The organism is Paenibacillus cineris, from assembly GCF_018333335.1.
Taxonomy (GTDB): Bacteria; Bacillota; Bacilli; order Paenibacillales; family Paenibacillaceae; genus Paenibacillus_AQ; species Paenibacillus_AQ favisporus.
The window spans coordinates 1,681,792-1,698,595 of the sequence record NZ_BORU01000001.1; the positions used below are offsets into that span (position 1 = coordinate 1,681,792).

General features: G+C 56.8%; 14 protein-coding genes. 11 read left to right on the plus strand and 3 right to left on the minus strand.

What is annotated here, in order from left to right; genetic code table 11:
- Window positions 1-68: 68 nt before the first annotated feature.
- From essC to KI379_RS08195, 9 genes are all read left to right on the plus strand, one after another.
- Window positions 69-4,058: a type VII secretion protein EssC gene (essC, locus tag KI379_RS08155; protein WP_212983254.1), complete on the plus strand. Its 3,990-nt coding sequence runs from the start codon at window positions 69-71 to the stop codon at window positions 4,056-4,058.
- 16 nt (window positions 4,059-4,074) lie between these two features.
- A complete protein-coding gene (locus KI379_RS08160) occupies window positions 4,075-4,902 on the plus strand; it encodes a hypothetical protein (RefSeq protein WP_089546600.1) in 828 nt (275 codons plus the stop codon).
- A 6-nt stretch (window positions 4,903-4,908) separates the two neighbouring features.
- On the plus strand, window positions 4,909-5,964 hold the full coding sequence (locus KI379_RS08165) for a WXG100 family type VII secretion target (RefSeq protein ID WP_212983255.1): 1,056 nt from the start codon (window positions 4,909-4,911) through the stop codon (window positions 5,962-5,964).
- 127 nt (window positions 5,965-6,091) lie between these two features.
- On the plus strand, window positions 6,092-6,376 hold the full coding sequence (locus tag KI379_RS08170) for a DUF4176 domain-containing protein (protein ID WP_212983256.1): 285 nt from the start codon (window positions 6,092-6,094) through the stop codon (window positions 6,374-6,376).
- Window positions 6,377-6,459: 83 nt separating this feature from the next.
- Window positions 6,460-6,735, plus strand: a complete 276-nt coding sequence (locus tag KI379_RS08175) for a WXG100 family type VII secretion target (RefSeq protein WP_076167864.1) — start codon at window positions 6,460-6,462, stop codon at window positions 6,733-6,735.
- 120 nt (window positions 6,736-6,855) lie between these two features.
- Complete coding sequence (locus KI379_RS08180; protein ID WP_212983257.1) at window positions 6,856-8,997, plus strand: hypothetical protein; 2,142 nt, start codon at window positions 6,856-6,858, stop codon at window positions 8,995-8,997.
- 46 nt (window positions 8,998-9,043) lie between these two features.
- The gene (locus tag KI379_RS08185) at window positions 9,044-9,799 is read left to right on the plus strand and encodes a vWA domain-containing protein (protein WP_076167860.1); all 756 of its coding nucleotides are present in this window, start codon (window positions 9,044-9,046) and stop codon (window positions 9,797-9,799) included.
- Between the two features lie 13 nt (window positions 9,800-9,812).
- Window positions 9,813-10,622, plus strand: a complete 810-nt coding sequence (locus KI379_RS08190; protein WP_240913011.1) for a hypothetical protein — start codon at window positions 9,813-9,815, stop codon at window positions 10,620-10,622.
- Between the two features lie 134 nt (window positions 10,623-10,756).
- Window positions 10,757-11,563, plus strand: a complete 807-nt coding sequence (locus tag KI379_RS08195; protein ID WP_076167858.1) for an SDR family oxidoreductase — start codon at window positions 10,757-10,759, stop codon at window positions 11,561-11,563.
- Window positions 11,564-11,714: 151 nt separating this feature from the next.
- Here the strand turns inward: KI379_RS08195 and gluQRS are convergent, their stop codons facing one another.
- Entirely contained in the window at window positions 11,715-12,695 is a 981-nt protein-coding gene (gluQRS, locus tag KI379_RS08200) for a tRNA glutamyl-Q(34) synthetase GluQRS (protein WP_212983258.1), read from the minus strand.
- Window positions 12,696-12,872: 177 nt separating this feature from the next.
- Between gluQRS and hrpB the strand changes: the two genes are divergently transcribed.
- A complete protein-coding gene (gene hrpB / locus KI379_RS08205) occupies window positions 12,873-15,380 on the plus strand; it encodes an ATP-dependent helicase HrpB (RefSeq protein ID WP_212983259.1) in 2,508 nt (835 codons plus the stop codon).
- Window positions 15,381-15,469: 89 nt separating this feature from the next.
- The gene (locus tag KI379_RS08210) at window positions 15,470-16,039 is read left to right on the plus strand and encodes a general stress protein (RefSeq protein WP_373309538.1); all 570 of its coding nucleotides are present in this window, start codon (window positions 15,470-15,472) and stop codon (window positions 16,037-16,039) included.
- 44 nt (window positions 16,040-16,083) lie between these two features.
- Here the strand turns inward: KI379_RS08210 and KI379_RS08215 are convergent, their stop codons facing one another.
- Complete coding sequence (locus tag KI379_RS08215) at window positions 16,084-16,371, minus strand: hypothetical protein (RefSeq protein WP_076167850.1); 288 nt, start codon at window positions 16,369-16,371, stop codon at window positions 16,084-16,086.
- A complete protein-coding gene (locus KI379_RS08220; protein ID WP_212983260.1) occupies window positions 16,325-16,618 on the minus strand; it encodes a hypothetical protein in 294 nt (97 codons plus the stop codon). The genes KI379_RS08215 and KI379_RS08220 overlap by 47 nt, the downstream gene beginning before the upstream one ends.
- Window positions 16,619-16,804: the final 186 nt, after the last annotated feature.

The window sequence follows — 16,804 nt, forward strand, 5'->3', positions numbered from 1 at the left end:
TGAACACTAGTACTTATTGCATGGGTAACCTGAAGGATTTTGGATGCCAAAAGAGGGGTTGACGCATTATGAATGTGTTATATCAACGTTCGCCCAGAATCAAACCGACGATCAAGGAACAGCGGCTGGACATCCTGAGGCCGCCGGGCGAGCCGAGTAAACCATCATTTTCTTTGGTTTCGATCATCCTCCCGGCAGTGATGACCATCTTCAGCATCGGTTTGTTTATCTACATGAACCTTACAGGGAATATAGCGAACAACACGTATGTCATGTTTCAAATGGTTTCTGTTGTCATGATGCTTACATCATATACGATCCCTTTCATCGCTTATCTGGGAAACAAAAGGAAATATAAAGAACAGCTGAACGAACGCATCAGCATGTATTATGCGGAACTGGACAAGCTCAGGAAGGAGCTTGCCGCAGGGCAGAAGGAACAAGTGGACGTGCTATACGATATCCATGGAGACCCCGATGTCTGCTTTCATATCGTAAAAAACCGGAACAGTTCCTTGTGGGAACGTTCACCGGAAGATGACGACTTTCTGCATACGCGGATTGGTACCGGCAGCCTGCCGTTTCATACAAAGGTAAAGGCGCCGAAGCCCGAAGGCTACGTCAAGGATCCGCTTCTCGAAGCGGCGCAGTCGCTCGAAGAAGAGTTTCAGACTGTGCCGGGATCCTCTATCGTATTGCCGCTGTTTCAGGCTAAAGTCGTCGGGATCGTCGGCGATCGCGAGTCCGTCTTGAACGCGCTCCGGGTGGTCGCCGTCCAGCTGGCCGTACGGCATTCGCCGGATGAGGTGAAACTGGCGGCGTTTTATGAGGAGAAGGATGCCGGAGACTGGGATTGGATGAGATGGCTGCCCCATGTCTGGGATGAGGACAGATCATCACGTTATATGGCGGACCGCCGCAGCAGCGCCCACCAGCTGGCGGATGAATTGTTTCAGCGGCTGGTAAGGCGCAAGACGTCCCGTGCTTTTTCCGGCCGGAAGATCGCAGCCCAGCTGCCGGCCTACGTTGTCGTTCTGGCGGGGAGCGGGCTGATCGAAGAAGAACCGCTCCTGCCGCTGCTGCTGGAGGACGCTGCCGACGTCGATGCCTGCACGATCATTATATCGGACCGCAAGGAGAAGCTGCCGATGCAGTGCCAGCTGATCGTTGATATGTCCCAGGGGAGCGGCCAGTATTCGCTGAAACGGGAAGACGGTTCTTTTGAATTGCAAAGCTTTGAAGCCGATACGATTACGCTGGAAAAGGCGGACGCGCTCGCCCGCTATATGGCCCCGATCCGGCTTAAGCGTTCGTCGGCTTCGGAGATTCCATCCCTGCTGTCCTTGTTCGACATGCTTGGCCTGGAAGACATCCGGGCGTGGGATGTACGCAGCAGGTGGAGGCACAACCGTTATCCGGAGAGCTTTCCCGTTCCGATCGGCGTCCGGGCCGGAGGCAAAAAAGTCATGCTCAACATTCACGATAAGATCGAACGGAACGGTCACGGCCCTCACGGCCTGATCGCAGGCACGACGGGATCCGGCAAAAGCGAAGTGATTCAATCGATCGTCGCTTCCCTGGCTTCGGAATACCACCCGCATGACCTGGCTTTCATGCTGATCGACTATAAGGGCGGCGGCATGTCCAACACGTTTAATCATCTTCCGCATGTTGTCGGAACGATCACGAATTTGAACAGCAGCCTGATCGAAAGAGCCAAGGTCTCGCTGAAGGCCGAGCTGGTCAGACGCCAGAAAATACTTAACGAATCGGGCAATCTGCAGCATATCGATGAATATTATAAGCTGCTTAGACAGCGGCAGGGACAACCCCTACCGCATCTGGTCATTATTATAGATGAATTCGCCGAGCTGAAGCGGGACCAGCCCGAGTTTATGGATGAATTGATCAGTATAGCGGCAATCGGCCGCACGCTGGGCGTTCACCTGATTCTGGCCACCCAGAAGCCGGCGGGAGTCGTTGACGAGAAAATATGGAGCAATGCGAGGTTCCGCATCTGCCTCCGCGTTCAGGATGAAAGTGACAGCCGGGATATGCTGAAAATTCCCAATGCCGCCTGGATCACCAAACCGGGCAGGGGCTACCTTCAGGTTGGCAGTGACGAAGTGTTCGAGGAAATGCAGTTTGCATGGAGCGGGGCGCCTTATTTGGACCCTGAGGCCTCCCTTGAGAAACGGGCGGTAAGCGAAGTCGGGCTTAATGGCAAGCGGGAATGCTTGTTGTCCGGAGGCATGAACGCGGCCGAAATGCTGATGCAGCAGCCGAAGCGACAGCTGCAGGTATTTATAGATCAGCTCGCCCGGACTGCGGAAGAAGAGGGAATTATCCGCCTGCAGGGCCCGTGGCTTCCGCCGCTTCCGGAGCATTTGGAGCTGGACGCCGTCATGCAAGGGACGGATGCGGACAATATTGATGACATCACCGGCATAGCCGGTCTGATGGACGATCTGCCGAACCAAAGCCAGAGGCTTCTGACCATCCCGATGCAGCAAGGACATTGGGCTGTGTACGGAATGCCGGGCCTCGGCAAATCGACCGTTGTCCAGTCCCTTCTGATGTCGCTGGCAACATTGTACTCGCCGGCGGATTGGAACGGTTACGTTGTGGACATGGGCCGGGTCATGCGCGATTTTGCGGGGCTCCCCCACATCGGGGCGGTCATGACGGCCGAAGAGGAGGACCGGATCAAGAGGCTCTTCCGGTTTCTGATGAAGACGGCAGCCCACAGGAAAGAATTGTTCGCTGAAGCAGGCGTAAAGACGGCAGCCGCTTACAGACCGTTCCGTCCTGGTTTGCTGCCTCAACTGGTCATCGTCATTGACGGCTATTTGAACTTCCGCAACATTTACCCTGAGGAAAACGAAACGCTGGAGTTTCTCCTTCGTGAAGGAGCGGCTCTAGGCATGACATTTGTCGTTACGGCCAACCGGATTTCTGATATATTCGAGAAAGTGCGGAGCAGTCTGACGAACGCTTTGACCTTCGAGCTGGCCGACTCCGCCGATTATTATTATGCTGTCGGCAGACCGGGACGGATACCGGGCAGTCTGCCGCCGGGAAGAGGTTTGGTGAAGGGGTACCAGCCGCCGCTGGAATTTCAGGCGGCTTTGCCGGCCGTTGGAATAGATGAGGTACAGCGTACGGAAGCGCTCCGAAACCGGATCCAGCTGATCCGCTCCCTGTACCCCGAGCAGCAGGCTCCGGAGATCGGGAAGCTGCCTGACCGTGTCACGCTCAGGGAGCTGCTCCCGCCGGCAGCCGGTTACGACCGGGATCTATTGAACGGCGGCAGCCTTAAGGTGCCGCTCGGGCTGGCAACCGATGACCTGGACCCTTTCGGGGTCGACCTGCAGGAAGGTCCGCACTTTATCGTAGCAAGCCCAATGGAAGGGGGAAAAACCTCCTTCCTGCTGAGCTGGATGCTGTCCCTCGCACACCGCTATCCGCCGGAAATGCTGCAGATGTATACCATCGATACCCGTTATGGGAACCGCGGGCTGAGCCAATTGGCGGAACTTCCGCATATTCAGGCTAGCGCCAGCCGCGAGGAAGAGCTTGGACCGCTGATTCAGCGGCTGTACGAACAGGTCCAAGCCCGGAGTCCAGGCCAGGAAGCGCCGGCTGCCGTGCTTGTGATCGATGATGCGGACCTGTTGGCGAAACAGCTCCAGGATTTTACAGTGAAAGAGCAGCTGACGGCGATCGTCCGCCAGGGCCGCGACCGAAATGTGCATGTGATCGTTTCAGGGGTGCCCGCTGATTTACCGACGTTCGGCGCAGACTGGTTTAACGATATTAAATCCTGCCAAAGCGGATTTTTGTTCGGGACTTTAGACCCTAACGATTTATCGTTCTTTCGTATTCCGTTTTCGGAAGCGAGTCATACCCAGGGGAGCTTGAAAATCCTTCCGCCGGGACAAGGGTACTATATTAAACGGAAATATTTCAGGGTTAAGGCCGCAATTCCGTTTGATGACTATTGGAACAGCCATCGCTGGGTTGCCGAAATTCGCGACCGATGGCATGTTGTCGTTTGAGGGGAGGTGGCTCATAATGTTGACGATTCATGCTTCCAGACAGGACACCATTACACTTGATAATAAAGAATTCTTTTTTCTTGCCGGGATTCTCGGTTCGGACCGGCTTCTCGGCGTGGAAGACCCATTTCAAGGATATCTGGCCGAAGAGATCTCGGAAGAATGGGATATTGTGAAAGCCTCGTTGCTGGAAAAGGGTTACCTCATTGAGGAAGAGAACGGCATAGAATTGTCTATGCCGCCCAAAATCTTTTCCAGAGTGGCGATTGCCGGCTTGGCGCAGCGGTCCTGCTGGCTTAAATATGTTCAAAACGACGAAACGTTCGAAGGCTATCTTCATGTGACCAACGAGCGTGTCGTACAAGTATGCAAATCCGCAGAGGACTGCCAGTACAAACTGGATGAGCTCGGGACCGTCGAGGAGGCCTGCCGCACGCTGGTGGAGGAAATGGACTTGAAAAACTTCGCGCCGATGGAAGCGCCGGCTTTGCTTCTCTCTAAAAAGAAGTTTGCCCATCTCTTCAGCCATACCTCGGAAATTCCGTTCGAAGAGCTCGGTGACCAGCTGGTAAAGGCAACAAACGATGTGGAAGGTTCGATCGCGCTTGCCAAATGCATGAAATACCGCACGGGTGAAGGTGAGCTGCAATTGTCGACTTGGACCGGCAGCGGCTGGGAGTCGCAAAATGCAGCGTTTATGGTAAATGACACGATGAACTGGCTCGTACGTATGAGCATCAAAGGGGATCAGGACTGGCTGACGGCCATTCCGGCGAGCAGGGAGCAATTTGAGGAAATGCTGCTTCAGTGGCTGAAGCAGCCTGCAGAATTAAATGGAAGGTGAGAGTCCGTGCGTATTTCTGTTGAACCGGAGTCACTCCGGTCTTTAAGCCGTCAGTTAGATAGAGGCAGTGAACAAATTCGGGAAATGACGCTCGCCTTGAATCAGGCACTTGGGAACTTTAGGGGAGAAGCGGCTTTCCCGCAATCCGTAATGGACGAATGGCAGTCCGCACACCGGCAGGGAGAACAGATCTATGCCATGCTGAAGGATATCGGCAAATGGATCGAATCCAAGGCATCCGAATTTCAAACCGCAGACGAGCAGCATCATTCCATTCTGAACGATACCTTGATGTACTCAAGCCCCGCACTCATGTTCCAGTCGGCGGCCGTCTCCGGGAGAGAACCGATTCTGCCTGGATATGGGCTGACAGACGGGACGGTCTCCAATCCGTTATCCGCTGTTCAGGCCGTCCATGCCGAAGCGGGGGGCAGTTACTCGGGTTGGAACAGCCACGGGACGGCTGCCGCCGGAGCGGCGGCTGGGTTAGCGACTTTGATGGCTGGAGTTGTACTTCCTGCTGCTAAAGACGCGCGCTTGGGTTTAAACAAAAATGAGCATGCCGGCAGTGCCAAGTTTTTGCTGGAGCGGGCCGCTAACAATCCTACAGCCTGGAGGTTCATCGACCCCAAGGCAGCGGGCAAAATTCGAACCCTGGGACAAGGACCGGGCGGCCATTCGGGAAATGAAAGCCCTCCGGGAACCGGAACAAAGCGTGAGCTGCAGCAGGAGAGCGGGGAAGAGGACAGGGCCCCCGGCCATCTCATGATCAATAACGGTATAGGTCTGGGTGCGATAGCTGGAAGTACGGCCATCGGGGCTGCGGTCGGATCGGTCGTTCCGGCAGCCGGAACTGCTGTGGGGGCATTTGTCGGTCTGGCCTCGACTCTTGTCATTTCGGCTGTAACCGACATCGAAGTCGCCGGTAAAACACTGAGAACGCATGCCTCAGGCGGGATGGACTTGGTGTCCGATTCCGTCAAGGCGGTTACCCATGGGGCGAGCAAACTGGCGGACCAAGTGAAGGACAAGCTGAAATCGCTGGGCATGCGTTTTGCCTGAAACCGGATCCAGCAGTAGACGTGAAGTACCCAGTGATTTCTATCTGCATCTGATTCTATCACCGGATCGTGATGACCGGCTGCTTACCCATGAAGAATACATACTTAAATGAGAGGACGGACAAGCGATGGATAATGGGACTCCTTCACAAGCTTTACTTCCGCTCGGATCTGTGGTTCTTCTCAGAGGAGCACAGAAGAAGCTGATGATTTATGGACGTAAGCAGATTCATCAGGAAAACAATCAGATGTATGATTATTTGGGGGTCGTATACCCGGAAGGATATATTGATCCGAATTATACATTTTTGTTTAATCATGAAGATATCGACAGTATTGAATTCAAAGGCTTATTTAACAGCGAAGAGGAAAAGTTTCAAAAAATACTCTCGGAGGTATCCGCGACAAGCTAAGCCAAATGGCATTTGCGATGTGCAGCCAGAGTTTAAGATACCCGAGGAAAGCATAGGAAACCGATAAAAGGGGAGGGACCATCATGTCAGGACGTATTTTGATTTCACCGGAACAGGTGGAGGCAGTCGCCAATCAATTTAAGCAGAGCGGAGAGCAGAGCCAGCAGCTCGTAGCGAGCTTGTCCCAAGCGATCCAAGGGATGGAGGGGCAATGGGAAGGCCTGACGAAGCAGCGGTTTTTCCAGGAGTTTCAAGAAGCCGGCAGACAGATGCAGTCATTCGTCCAGATTCTGAACAGCATCAGCCATGAGCTTGGGGCCATTGCCCAGAAATTCCGCTCTATCGATGAAACGAGATAATTTTAGCCATTCAAGTTACGGTTCGTTTACAGTAGAATGAGATCGTAGGAATCATCAACCGGGTGTATTTACTCCCGGTTTTCTTGCAGTCCACAAAGTTTAAGTGAAAGGGGGGTGTCCATGTCTTTTCAACCGAATGCGGGAGATGAGATGGTTATTAACGGAGTGCTGTACCGCGTTGGCCAGCATCCTGCCGCTCCCGGGTTAGCTTATGCGCAGGCAGGAAGGCAGGGAATCGTCTATCAGCTGATTCCTGCCAGCGGGCAGCTTCATGAAGCCAAAGCATTAAAAGTGTTTTTTCCGAAGTATCGTATTCCTGCGATGGTGTACCAGTCCGAAATGATGGAAATGTACAGCGAAAGTCCGGGCTTGCAGGTCTGCAGACGAGACGTGCTCACTCCCGAAAGAAACGAAAGCCTGATTGCCGAGCATCCGGACCTGCTGTATGCGGTGCTCATGCCCTGGATATACGGGCATACCTGGTTCGATATTATGACCGACCAGCGCCGGCTGCTTCGCGGGGAGAGCCTCGCGCTGGCCAAAGGGCTGGCGGCCATCGGATCGGGGATGGAGCAGCGCGGCTTGGCGCACTGCGATTTGTCGGCACCCAATGTCATGCTTCCGTTTTTTTCTGAAGTGGAATTGCCGGAACCGCGAAGCGTGGTCGAGCTGGTTGACATTGAGCAGATGTACAGCCCGAAGCTGGACAGGCCTGATGTGCTGCTGGCGGGTTCACCTGGGTATGCCGCGCACCGGACGGTGCAAAGCGGGTTGTGGAGCGGTTATGCCGACCGGTTCGCCGGTGCGGTCATCATTGCGGAAATGCTGGGTTGGTGCGATCCCCAAGTCGTGGAGAAGGCCTGGGGGGAAAGTTATTTTGATCAGCCTGAACTGCAAAATCCGTGCGAGCGGTACTTTATTCTGAAAAATTCCCTGGAACGGAACTGGGGAGCGAAGACGGCGGAGCTGTTTGCACGGGCCTGGGAAAGCCAGGATTTGAGCAGCTGCCCGACGTTCGGCGAGTGGCTGGTGCTGCTGTCGACGATGACGGAGAACAGCGAAAATGCGGATGAAAGCGTTACGGAGAAACAGGATGCGGTTCAACCGGCGCAGTCTCCGGAGCCGTTGGTTTCCGCTTCCTCCCCAGCTTTGCGGCCGCCGGCGGCGCCCACTGCCAGAAGATTCGTGGCAGCGGCCGCTGAGCGGGCGGCTGCCCTGACGAAGGGGGAAGAAGCCGCGTCCGGTGATCAGGATGTCGTCAACAGGCTGTTTCACCAGGCCAGAGAGCTCGAATCGAGTGGAAATCTAAGCGGTGCTCTGGAGGTGTACAAGTCCGCACATCATTTTGTCAGCGATGGCTCACCAATGGAGATCGAGCTGGAAGCTGCGATACGCGGACTGGAATCCGAGCTGAATCCGCCAGGCCCTGATCGTAAACAAGCCAAGGTCCCTTTTTACCAGTCGCGTAAATGGCTGACTTCGGCGGTGGTTGTTATCCTGCTTCTCGCCGGGACGGCGTTTGCCGTTAACCAAATCGTTGCCGACCATTCGCTAGGGAAGCACATGGAGGCGGGAGCCGGCACGAAGCCAGGCGGAGAGAAAGCTCCTGCGGTCCCGGATACAGCGCAAACGGATCAAAAGCAGGCGGAAGCGGACCGGCAGGCCGAGCTGCAGAAGCAGGAAGCCGCGCGGAAAGAGGAAGAAGCCCGAAAACAGGAAGAAGCCCGGAAACAGGCAGAAGCACAGCGCCTGCAGGCCGAGGCCGAGCAGAAAAAGCTTGAGGAGGCGCGCAAAGCCGAAGAGCGCAGGAAACTGCAGGATCAGTACGCGGTCCAAGCGAAATATGACGCCTATTTGCAGCAGCAGAAGGAAAAAGCAAAGAAAAAGGCTGCCGAGCGGAAAAAGCTGCAGGAAATGTACCAGAAGCAGGCTCAGTACGAAGCCTATCTTGCTTATCAGCAGCAGAAGGAAGCGAAGGCGAGGGCGGAAGCGGAAGCGGCCCATAAAGCAGCCGAGGCGAAGGCGCAGCAGCTGAAGCAGAAGCGCTCCAGCCAGGTCGTCCAGCTGATCGCTTACTACAATCAGGCCTTTAACGCCCAGCGGGGCGGCAACATTGAACGGGCGCGCTCCTACGCCAAGGATTTCGCCCGCCTGTATGAACAGGATGCGGCGTATTTCAAGTCCGTCGGGAAGGTGGGAACCCGGGCGTCGGCTATCTACAAATTCCTGTCCAATGGCTCTTACTCGCTGCCTGACGTTTAGACATAGAAAATGACCAAGGAATTAAACAAAGGGGAGTTGTTTACTGATGAACTATACGATCCAGGCTTCCCAGCGGACTCCGGCGCTGATCATCTATCTGATCGACATCAGCGCATCCATGAATATGCTCATGGACGGCAAACGGCGCATCGACGTGGTGTACGAAGCACTGTCGCTTGCAATCCGCCAAATGGTGTACCGTTCCACGAAAGGGAACCGGCTGACGCCCCGGTACCGGATTGCCATCCTGGCTTACAGTGACGACGTGTACGATCTGCTGAACGGGATCAAAGGGATCGACGAAATTGCAGCGGTCGGCTCCCTGCCGGACTTGACCCCGAAGCGGTTTTCGGATTCGGCCAAAGCTTTTCAGCAGGCAGAGAAAATATTGCAGGCCGAGCTGCCGCGCATGCAGGACTGCCCGGCTCCCCTCGTCTGCCACATGACGGACGGGGTGACGACCGGAGAGGATCCCGAGCCGATCGCAAGGCGCATCATGAGCATGAGCGTGCCTGACGGGAACGTGCTTGTGGAGAACATCTTCATTTCCGATCACATGCTCGATCAGCCGATTGCCCAGCCGCGCCGCTGGAGAGGCATCCTGCCGGATACCCTCCTTCACGATGAGCATGCGGTGAAGCTGAGAAACATGTCATCTCCGCTTCCGGAGAGCTATCGGGACATGCTGGTCGAAGCCGATTATCTGCTTGCCCCGGGGGCGCTGATGATGCTTCCGGGAAGTTGTGCGGAGCTGGTATCCATCGGTTTTCAAATGTCGGCGGCCACGCCGGTAAGAGCTTAGGAGGGATCCGCCTGTGAAAATAAACTCGGCAGCAACCGGTGACATGTTTACGTTTATCAGCTCCCAGGCCCAGGAGCAGCCGCTCGCTTCCCATTCGGGACGGGTACTGTGCAGGTACGCTTACGGACGGGCGATGGAGACGCTGCTGCAGGGAGAGAACGGACAGGATTTCGTCGGTGTGCAGACGTACGGTGACGTGTGCAACTTTGTGCTGTGTGACGGCGTCAGTATGAGCTATCAAGGTGATTTTGCCGCCCGTTTTCTCGGCAACACGCTGCTGGATTGGCTGGACCATACGCGGGACTGGTCTTCGGCCGGATTTACGGATTTCATGACGTCCATCACCGAATCGGCTTCGGCGCAGCTTCGGCGGTTAGCTCCACCGGGCGGGGTCCCCTCCTTACTGCGGGAGGTGCTGGAGGACAAGCAGCGTATGGGCAGCCAATCCATGTATATTTGCGGGCGGATTGAACTGCCTATAAGCAGAAAGAAGCAGGGGAGACTGTGGATGGCGTGGCAGGGAGACTCGCGGCTGCGCTTTTGGAAGGACGGTCTGGAAGTCAGCGAGCACTTTGATGACACCTTTCGGACCAATGAGCGGTGGTCCACGCTAACCGGACCGGTCGGCGGCAAACCGCATGTGTACCAAACCCGTCTGGATTACGGCATGCCGATGCGCCTGCAGCTGTATACCGACGGGCTCGCCGATCTGGACCCGATCCACCAGGTGCTGCCGGACGAGCTGATCCAGATTTTGCTCGATGCGCCCCACACCGAAGGGCTTCAGGATGATGCCGCTTTTCTTGAATTGCAGTGGTCGTAATGAACGGCTTGCTGCCGGTTGACCCTTTGCGGGTATAAAATTTGTTTGCTGCGCGATGATTAAGCTGACCTCCTTTATGGGTAATCTTGAGACAGATAACTATATTTGATGAGGATGAAAAAGGAGAGATAGCGATGAGTCAGCAGCAATACAACAGACAACGATTCGAAGGGAAGACGGCGATTGTTACCGGCGCAGGCTCCGGCATCGGGAAAGCGGCGGCGATCAAACTGGCGCAGGAAGGCGCTAACGTGGCCTTATTTGATCTGATTAATGAACGGACTTCCAAGACGGAAGCGGAAATCAACGCGATCCGCGAAGGAGCGGCCCGCGCTTTTGACGTGGATACTTCGGATGCGGCACGCGTGGAGAAGGCGGTGCTGGAAACCGCCGAGCTGTTCGGCTCCGTGGATGTGGTGTTCGCGAACGCTGGGATCAACGGCGTGCTGGCCCCGATTGAGGAAATGCAGCTGGAAGACTGGCAGCAGACGCTGAGCGTCAATCTGAACGGTACGTTTTTGACGGTGAAATACGCGATTCCGCATCTGAAAAAAAATGGCGGAAGCGTCATTATCACCAGCTCGATTAACGGTAACCGCACCTTCTCCAACTTCGGCATGTCGGCTTACAGCACGTCCAAAGCCGGGCAGGTCGCATTCGCCAAAATGGCGGCGCTGGAGCTGGCCAAGTTCAAAATCCGCGTCAACGTTATTTGCCCCGGTGCGATCTCGACCAACATCGATCAAAGCACGGAGAAAACGGAAGAGCTGAAGGAAATCGTCATCCCGGTCAAGTTTCCGGAAGGAAGCCAGCCGCTCGCCGACGGGCCGGGTCAGCCGGAAGACGTGGCGGATCTGGTGGCCTTCCTGGCTTCAGACGAGTCCAAGCATATTACGGGGGCGCAGATCATTATCGACGGTGCGGAATCGCTGTTGGTTTAACAGCTTTCCGGATATATAAAACGGCAGCTCAAGCGGTGAATGCCCTTGAGCTGCCGTTTTTGTTGCGCCCGTATCGTGCGATCTGTACGATAGCGAAAGCAAGCGGGCGCTGCGGCCGCGGGGAGCATTGCATAACAGGACAGGCACCCCTTTAACTTTCGTACAACCGGGCAAGGAGGTCTTCCGTAATGACGATCGGCTCGGCTGGAATGAGGCTCAAATCAAACCGGCCGATCAGCTCCTGGGGAGCGGCCGGGCCCGGGGTGGGCACGAGTCCGCCGATCCAGGCCAGCCAGCCGGTGAGCTTGGCCGGGGATACCCCCTGCTCCCGAAGCGCCGCCAGGCTCGTGTTCCCGTGCCGCTTCGCCAGGCGTTTGCCATCCGTTCCCATAAACAGGGGAACGTGGGCAAAGGCAGGAATCTCCCAGCCCAGCGCCTGGTAGAGCTGGATCTGCCGCGGCGTTGAATCCAGCAGGTCGGCGCCCCGCAGAACGTGCGTGACCTGCATCATGGCGTCGTCCACGACGACAGCCAGCTGGTAGGAAAACATGCCGTCCGCCCGCTTAACGATAAAGTCGCCGGTGGCTGCCGGATCAAAGCTGTGCCGTCCGCTGACGCCGTCGATGAACGCCACCGGCACCTCCCCGACCCGGTACCGGATGGACGGCTGCTTCATCTTGGCCTTGGCCGCCCTCTCTTCCGGGCTGAGATTCCGGCAGGTGCCGGGATAGGCAGGCCCTTCTGCGGCGAGTCCGTGCGGTGCGCTGGCCGCGGACAGGAGATCGGCCCGACTGCAGAAGCAGGTGTACAAGGCGCCCTGCTTCAGCAGCTTGCCTAAGGCATCCTCGTAATGCTGAAGCCGTTCGCTTTGCGTATAGGGAGCATAGGGACCGCCTACGTCGGGGCCCTCGTCCCAGTCGATGCCAAGCCAGCGCAGATCGTCCAGGATCTGCCGGGCCAAATGCGGCTTGGACCGGGGCTTGTCGATGTCCTCCATGCGGAGGATGAAGCTTCCGTGCCCGGAGCGGATTTGCAGCCAGGCCAGCAGGGCTGTCCAGGCATTGCCGATATGCATTTCCCCGGAGGGGGTCGGGGCAAACCGTCCGCGCAGCTTCGGGTTGGTTGGGTTCATGATGCTGTCTCCTTTCCCCAATCATCAGTCAGGTCGGTCAATCCGAATGGATACATTTTATAGCAAACCTGAATAGATATCCAGCGCATGCAGGCTTTATAATAGAGGGATACAGCGTAGTCGGGTGATCGTCTGGGCCCGATCCTTACCTTACATAAAGAGAAAACGGGTGGAATTATGACAGAATTGGAGCTGCCGGTACTTCAGGTCATGGCGGAGCTGAAAGAAATACTGAACCGCCGCACGTCGGCGCTGCTGATTGCCGAGCCGGGAGCAGGCAAAACGACCCAAACCCCGCTCGCCTTCCTCCATGAAAGCTGGCTGGACGGCCAAAAAATCGTCATGCTGGAGCCGCGCAGGCTTGCGGCCCGGTCGGCTGCCGCTTATATGGCCTCGCAGCTGGGCGAGAGGGTCGGCCAAACCGTCGGCTACCGGGTCCGGATGGACAGCAAGACCAGCGCGTCCACACGGATCGAAGTCGTGACGGAAGGAATATTGACGCGCATGCTGCAGCGCGATCCGGAGCTTGGCGGTGTCGGCATGATCATCTTTGACGAGTTCCATGAGCGCAACATTCATGGCGACCTGGGGCTGGCGCTTGCGCTGGAATCCCAGGCGGTCCTGCGGGAGGACCTGCGCCTGCTGATCATGTCGGCCACGCTGGAAGCGGAGCCGGTAGCCGCGCTGCTGGGCGGAGCGCCGGTCGTTCACTGCGCGGGCCGGCAGTATCCCGTCGAGACGGTCTATGCTCCGCCGGCGGCGGGAACCCCGCTTCATCAGGCCGTGGCTGCGGTCGTTTCGAGGGCCTTGTCCGTCCATGACGGGGACATGCTCGTGTTCCTTCCCGGCGCAAGGGAGATCGGCCAGGTTCGCAGGGAACTCGAGCAGAGGGGGCTGCCCGCGGGCTGTGTGATCCGTCCGCTGCACGGCCAGCTCCCGCAGCAGGAGCAGGATGAAGCCGTAGCTCCGGACAGGCAGGGGCGCCGGAAGATCATCCTCAGCACCTCGATCGCGGAAACGAGTTTGACGATCCAAGGGGTCACGATCGTGGTCGACGCCGGGCTGATGCGGACGCAGATGTTTTCTCCGCGGACCGGCATGTCCGGACTCACAACGGTCAAGGTGTCCAAGGCATCGGCGGATCAGCGGAGAGGCCGCGCCGGGCGGACGATGCGGGGGACCGCCTACCGGCTGTGGAGCCGGGAAGAGCAGGACTTTCTCCCAGAGCGGAGTACGCCGGAGATTCTGCAGACCGATCTCGCCCCGTTGGCGCTTGAGCTTGCAGCCTGGGGGGTGAAAGACCCGCTCAGCCTGCAGTGGCTTGATCCGCCGCCCGCAGCGGCGTATGGGCAGGCGGTAGAGCTGTTGAAGCGCCTGGGAGCCCTTGATAGCGGAGGCGGGATCACCGGACTGGGGAAAAAGATGTCCTCAGCCGGGATGCATCCCCGTCTGTCGCGGATGGTGCTGCTGGGTGCCGCGCAGGGACATGGGTTGCTGGCGGCCATATTGGCAGCCCTTTTGCAGGAACGGGACCTGTTCCAGGGACAAAGTATGGACCGGGACGTCGATATCCGAAAGCGGGCCGAAGCCGTAGCTGCGTGGATGCGCGGCGGCCGGGGTACGCTGTCCGGCCTTGCGGACGAAGGGCGAATCCGCCGTATTGAGCAGGAAATCCGCGGTATCCGCGCTTCAATGGATCTGGATGCCGAGGCGGCGATCAACGAAGAATACGCGGGTCCGCTGCTCTCCTTGGCCTATCCCGACCGGATCGGACAGAACCGGGGTAACGGCAGGTTTCTGCTGACTTCGGGAAGGGGTGTAGAGATCGGGCAGGTTCAACTGCTGAGCCGTGCGCCGTATATTGTGGCAGCCAGCGTGGATGACGTCAAAGGGGCGGAGGGCCGGGTGCTTCTGGCCGCACCTCTTCCGGAGGAGGAGCTGTTCGCTCTTCATCAGGACGGCATCATCCGGGAAGGAGCGATCGCCTGGGACCGGCAAATCCAGGGGGTCAAAGCAAGGCAGGTGACGAGATTGGGAGCAGTCATCCTCCGTGAATCGCCGGACCCCGCGCCGCCGTCAGAGGCCGTAACCGAAGCGCTCCTGGACGGCATTGCCGTCGAGGGTCTGGATATCCTGCCGTGGAACAAGTCGTCAACACAGCTTCGGCAGCGTCTGCAATTCATGCATCTGATGCATGCCGACTGGCCGGATTTTTCCGGAGAGACCCTCTCCGGGACCCTGCGGGAGTGGCTTCAGCCATACCTGCACGGGATGAAGAAAAAGAGCGATCTGCAGCGGCTGCATATGTCCGCCGTCCTTGAACAGAGCCTGACGTGGGAGCAGCGGAAGCAGCTGGATGAGGAGGCGCCGACGCACATCGCCGTACCGAGCGGTTCGCGAATCCCGGTGGACTACAGCGACCCGGCCAAGCCGGTGCTTGCCGTGAAGCTTCAGGAAATGTTCGGATGGCATGAAACGCCGCGCATCGGCAAAGGGAAGACGCCGCTAACCCTGCACCTGCTGTCCCCGGCTCAGCGGCCGGTGCAGGTGACTTCGGACCTGGCCAGCTTTTGGAAGCAGGGGTATTTTGACGTCAAAAAGGATCTCAAGGGCCGCTATCCCAAGCATTACTGGCCGGATGACCCGCTCGAGGCCATACCGACAAGGAGAACCAGGCCCCAATAATGTTATGGTCTCACAATCGGTTCATTGTTGTTTGCAAACCTCTGAGCAGGGGTAATAGAAGGCATAACAACAATGAATGGAGGGTGAACATGATGGATCATGGCAAAAAAATTGTTGGCGTTTTTGAGAGTGAGCAGGAAGCGTCCCGGGCGATCACCGAGCTGCAGGATTTCGGTTTCCCGCCTGAGGATATTTCCGTCGTAACGAGGGACCGGGAAGATTTGCAGACGATTACGGAAGATACCGGTACGAAGGCGCCGGAAGGTGTGGCCGCCGGTGCAGCCACGGGTGGTATGCTTGGCGGCGTGGCCGGGCTGCTGGCGGGGATTGGCGCACTGGCCATCCCGGGAATCGGGCCGATTCTTGCGGCAGGCCCGATTGCCGCGACGCTGGCCGGTGCTGCGGTAGGTGCCGGTGCCGGCGGACTCGTCGGCGGCTTGATCGGCCTTGGTATTCCGGAGGACGAGGCCAAAGAGTACGAAACTTATGTGGATAAGGGTAAAATTTTGGTTATCGTCGATGCCAGAGGCCGCGACCGTGACATCTACGATGTATTCAACCGAAACCGTTCGCTGAATGCCGAGCGCTATAATAGGGATCTCGGACTCGTGACCGACGATACCGCTTCCTTGACCGATAACGATCACCTTCGCCCGTAATGGCATAAAAAAGACGGCTCCTTCAGGGGGCCGTTTTTTTACGTTCAGACCATTTTAACGGCCTTATAAGCCCACTTCAGGTCCTGCTCCCACTGTGCCGAAGCGTCCGGCAGAATCCAGGCTTTACGGACGCAGTACTCCGTAAGCCGCTGCAAAAATTCAATAGCCGTTTGCAGCTCGTTGGCTATACTGTCCTGAATAAGCGGCGGATTTTCCAACAGGCACTGGGCAAGTAGAGAAATCCGGACTTGTGTATCCTGCATCAGGTCGGCTGCAATATATTGGTCATTGAGCGCCTTTAGGCCGGTCAGGCTCTCCAGAAGGGGATTCATGGTCGTCACCTGCTTGGAATGAGGATGAAATCGCTTGGGATTGCCCGTAAAAAACGTCGTGAAGCTGTTCGAGCACCGATTTGCGCATTTGGGCGCTGATTTTCAGCAGATCGATGAGAGCGGAGTCGGAAACGAGCTGCGCCAAGGTCTCGGACTTGATGATGCCCAGCGTCTCATGCCTGATCAGTTTTTGCAAGGAGGCGTTCGGAGTGGCACTTCCGGCCATCTTACGGCTGCTGTCCATCATTACACCCCCTGTCTTTTTGGAATATTGTTGTCTGGATCTTAAGATGCTATGCATCGGATAGGTTCACTTAGTATAGACTCTAAGGCGCAAAGAAACTTGTAAATCAGGTGTTGACAAAAAACGAATTATGAATTATCTTAAATTTAAGATATTTACCAAACAGAAATGAGGCTGATCTAATGCAGC

What these genes read in the sequence shown, in the direction of transcription:
- essC (WP_212983254.1), top strand. Translation starts at nt 69, where the DNA reads ATGAATGTGTTATATCAACGTTCGCCCAGAATCAAACCGACGATCAAG.
- KI379_RS08160 (WP_089546600.1), top strand. Translation starts at nt 4,075, where the DNA reads ATGTTGACGATTCATGCTTCCAGACAGGACACCATTACACTTGATAAT.
- KI379_RS08170 (WP_212983256.1), top strand. Translation starts at nt 6,092, where the DNA reads ATGGATAATGGGACTCCTTCACAAGCTTTACTTCCGCTCGGATCTGTG.
- KI379_RS08175 (WP_076167864.1), top strand. Translation starts at nt 6,460, where the DNA reads ATGTCAGGACGTATTTTGATTTCACCGGAACAGGTGGAGGCAGTCGCC.
- KI379_RS08180 (WP_212983257.1), top strand. Translation starts at nt 6,856, where the DNA reads ATGTCTTTTCAACCGAATGCGGGAGATGAGATGGTTATTAACGGAGTG.
- KI379_RS08185 (WP_076167860.1), top strand. Translation starts at nt 9,044, where the DNA reads ATGAACTATACGATCCAGGCTTCCCAGCGGACTCCGGCGCTGATCATC.
- KI379_RS08195 (WP_076167858.1), top strand. Translation starts at nt 10,757, where the DNA reads ATGAGTCAGCAGCAATACAACAGACAACGATTCGAAGGGAAGACGGCG.
- gluQRS (WP_212983258.1), bottom strand. Translation starts at nt 12,695, where the DNA reads ATGAACCCAACCAACCCGAAGCTGCGCGGACGGTTTGCCCCGACCCCC.
- hrpB (WP_212983259.1), top strand. Translation starts at nt 12,873, where the DNA reads ATGACAGAATTGGAGCTGCCGGTACTTCAGGTCATGGCGGAGCTGAAA.
- KI379_RS08210 (WP_373309538.1), top strand. Translation starts at nt 15,470, where the DNA reads ATGATGGATCATGGCAAAAAAATTGTTGGCGTTTTTGAGAGTGAGCAG.
- KI379_RS08215 (WP_076167850.1), bottom strand. Translation starts at nt 16,371, where the DNA reads ATGAATCCCCTTCTGGAGAGCCTGACCGGCCTAAAGGCGCTCAATGAC.
- KI379_RS08220 (WP_212983260.1), bottom strand. Translation starts at nt 16,618, where the DNA reads ATGATGGACAGCAGCCGTAAGATGGCCGGAAGTGCCACTCCGAACGCC.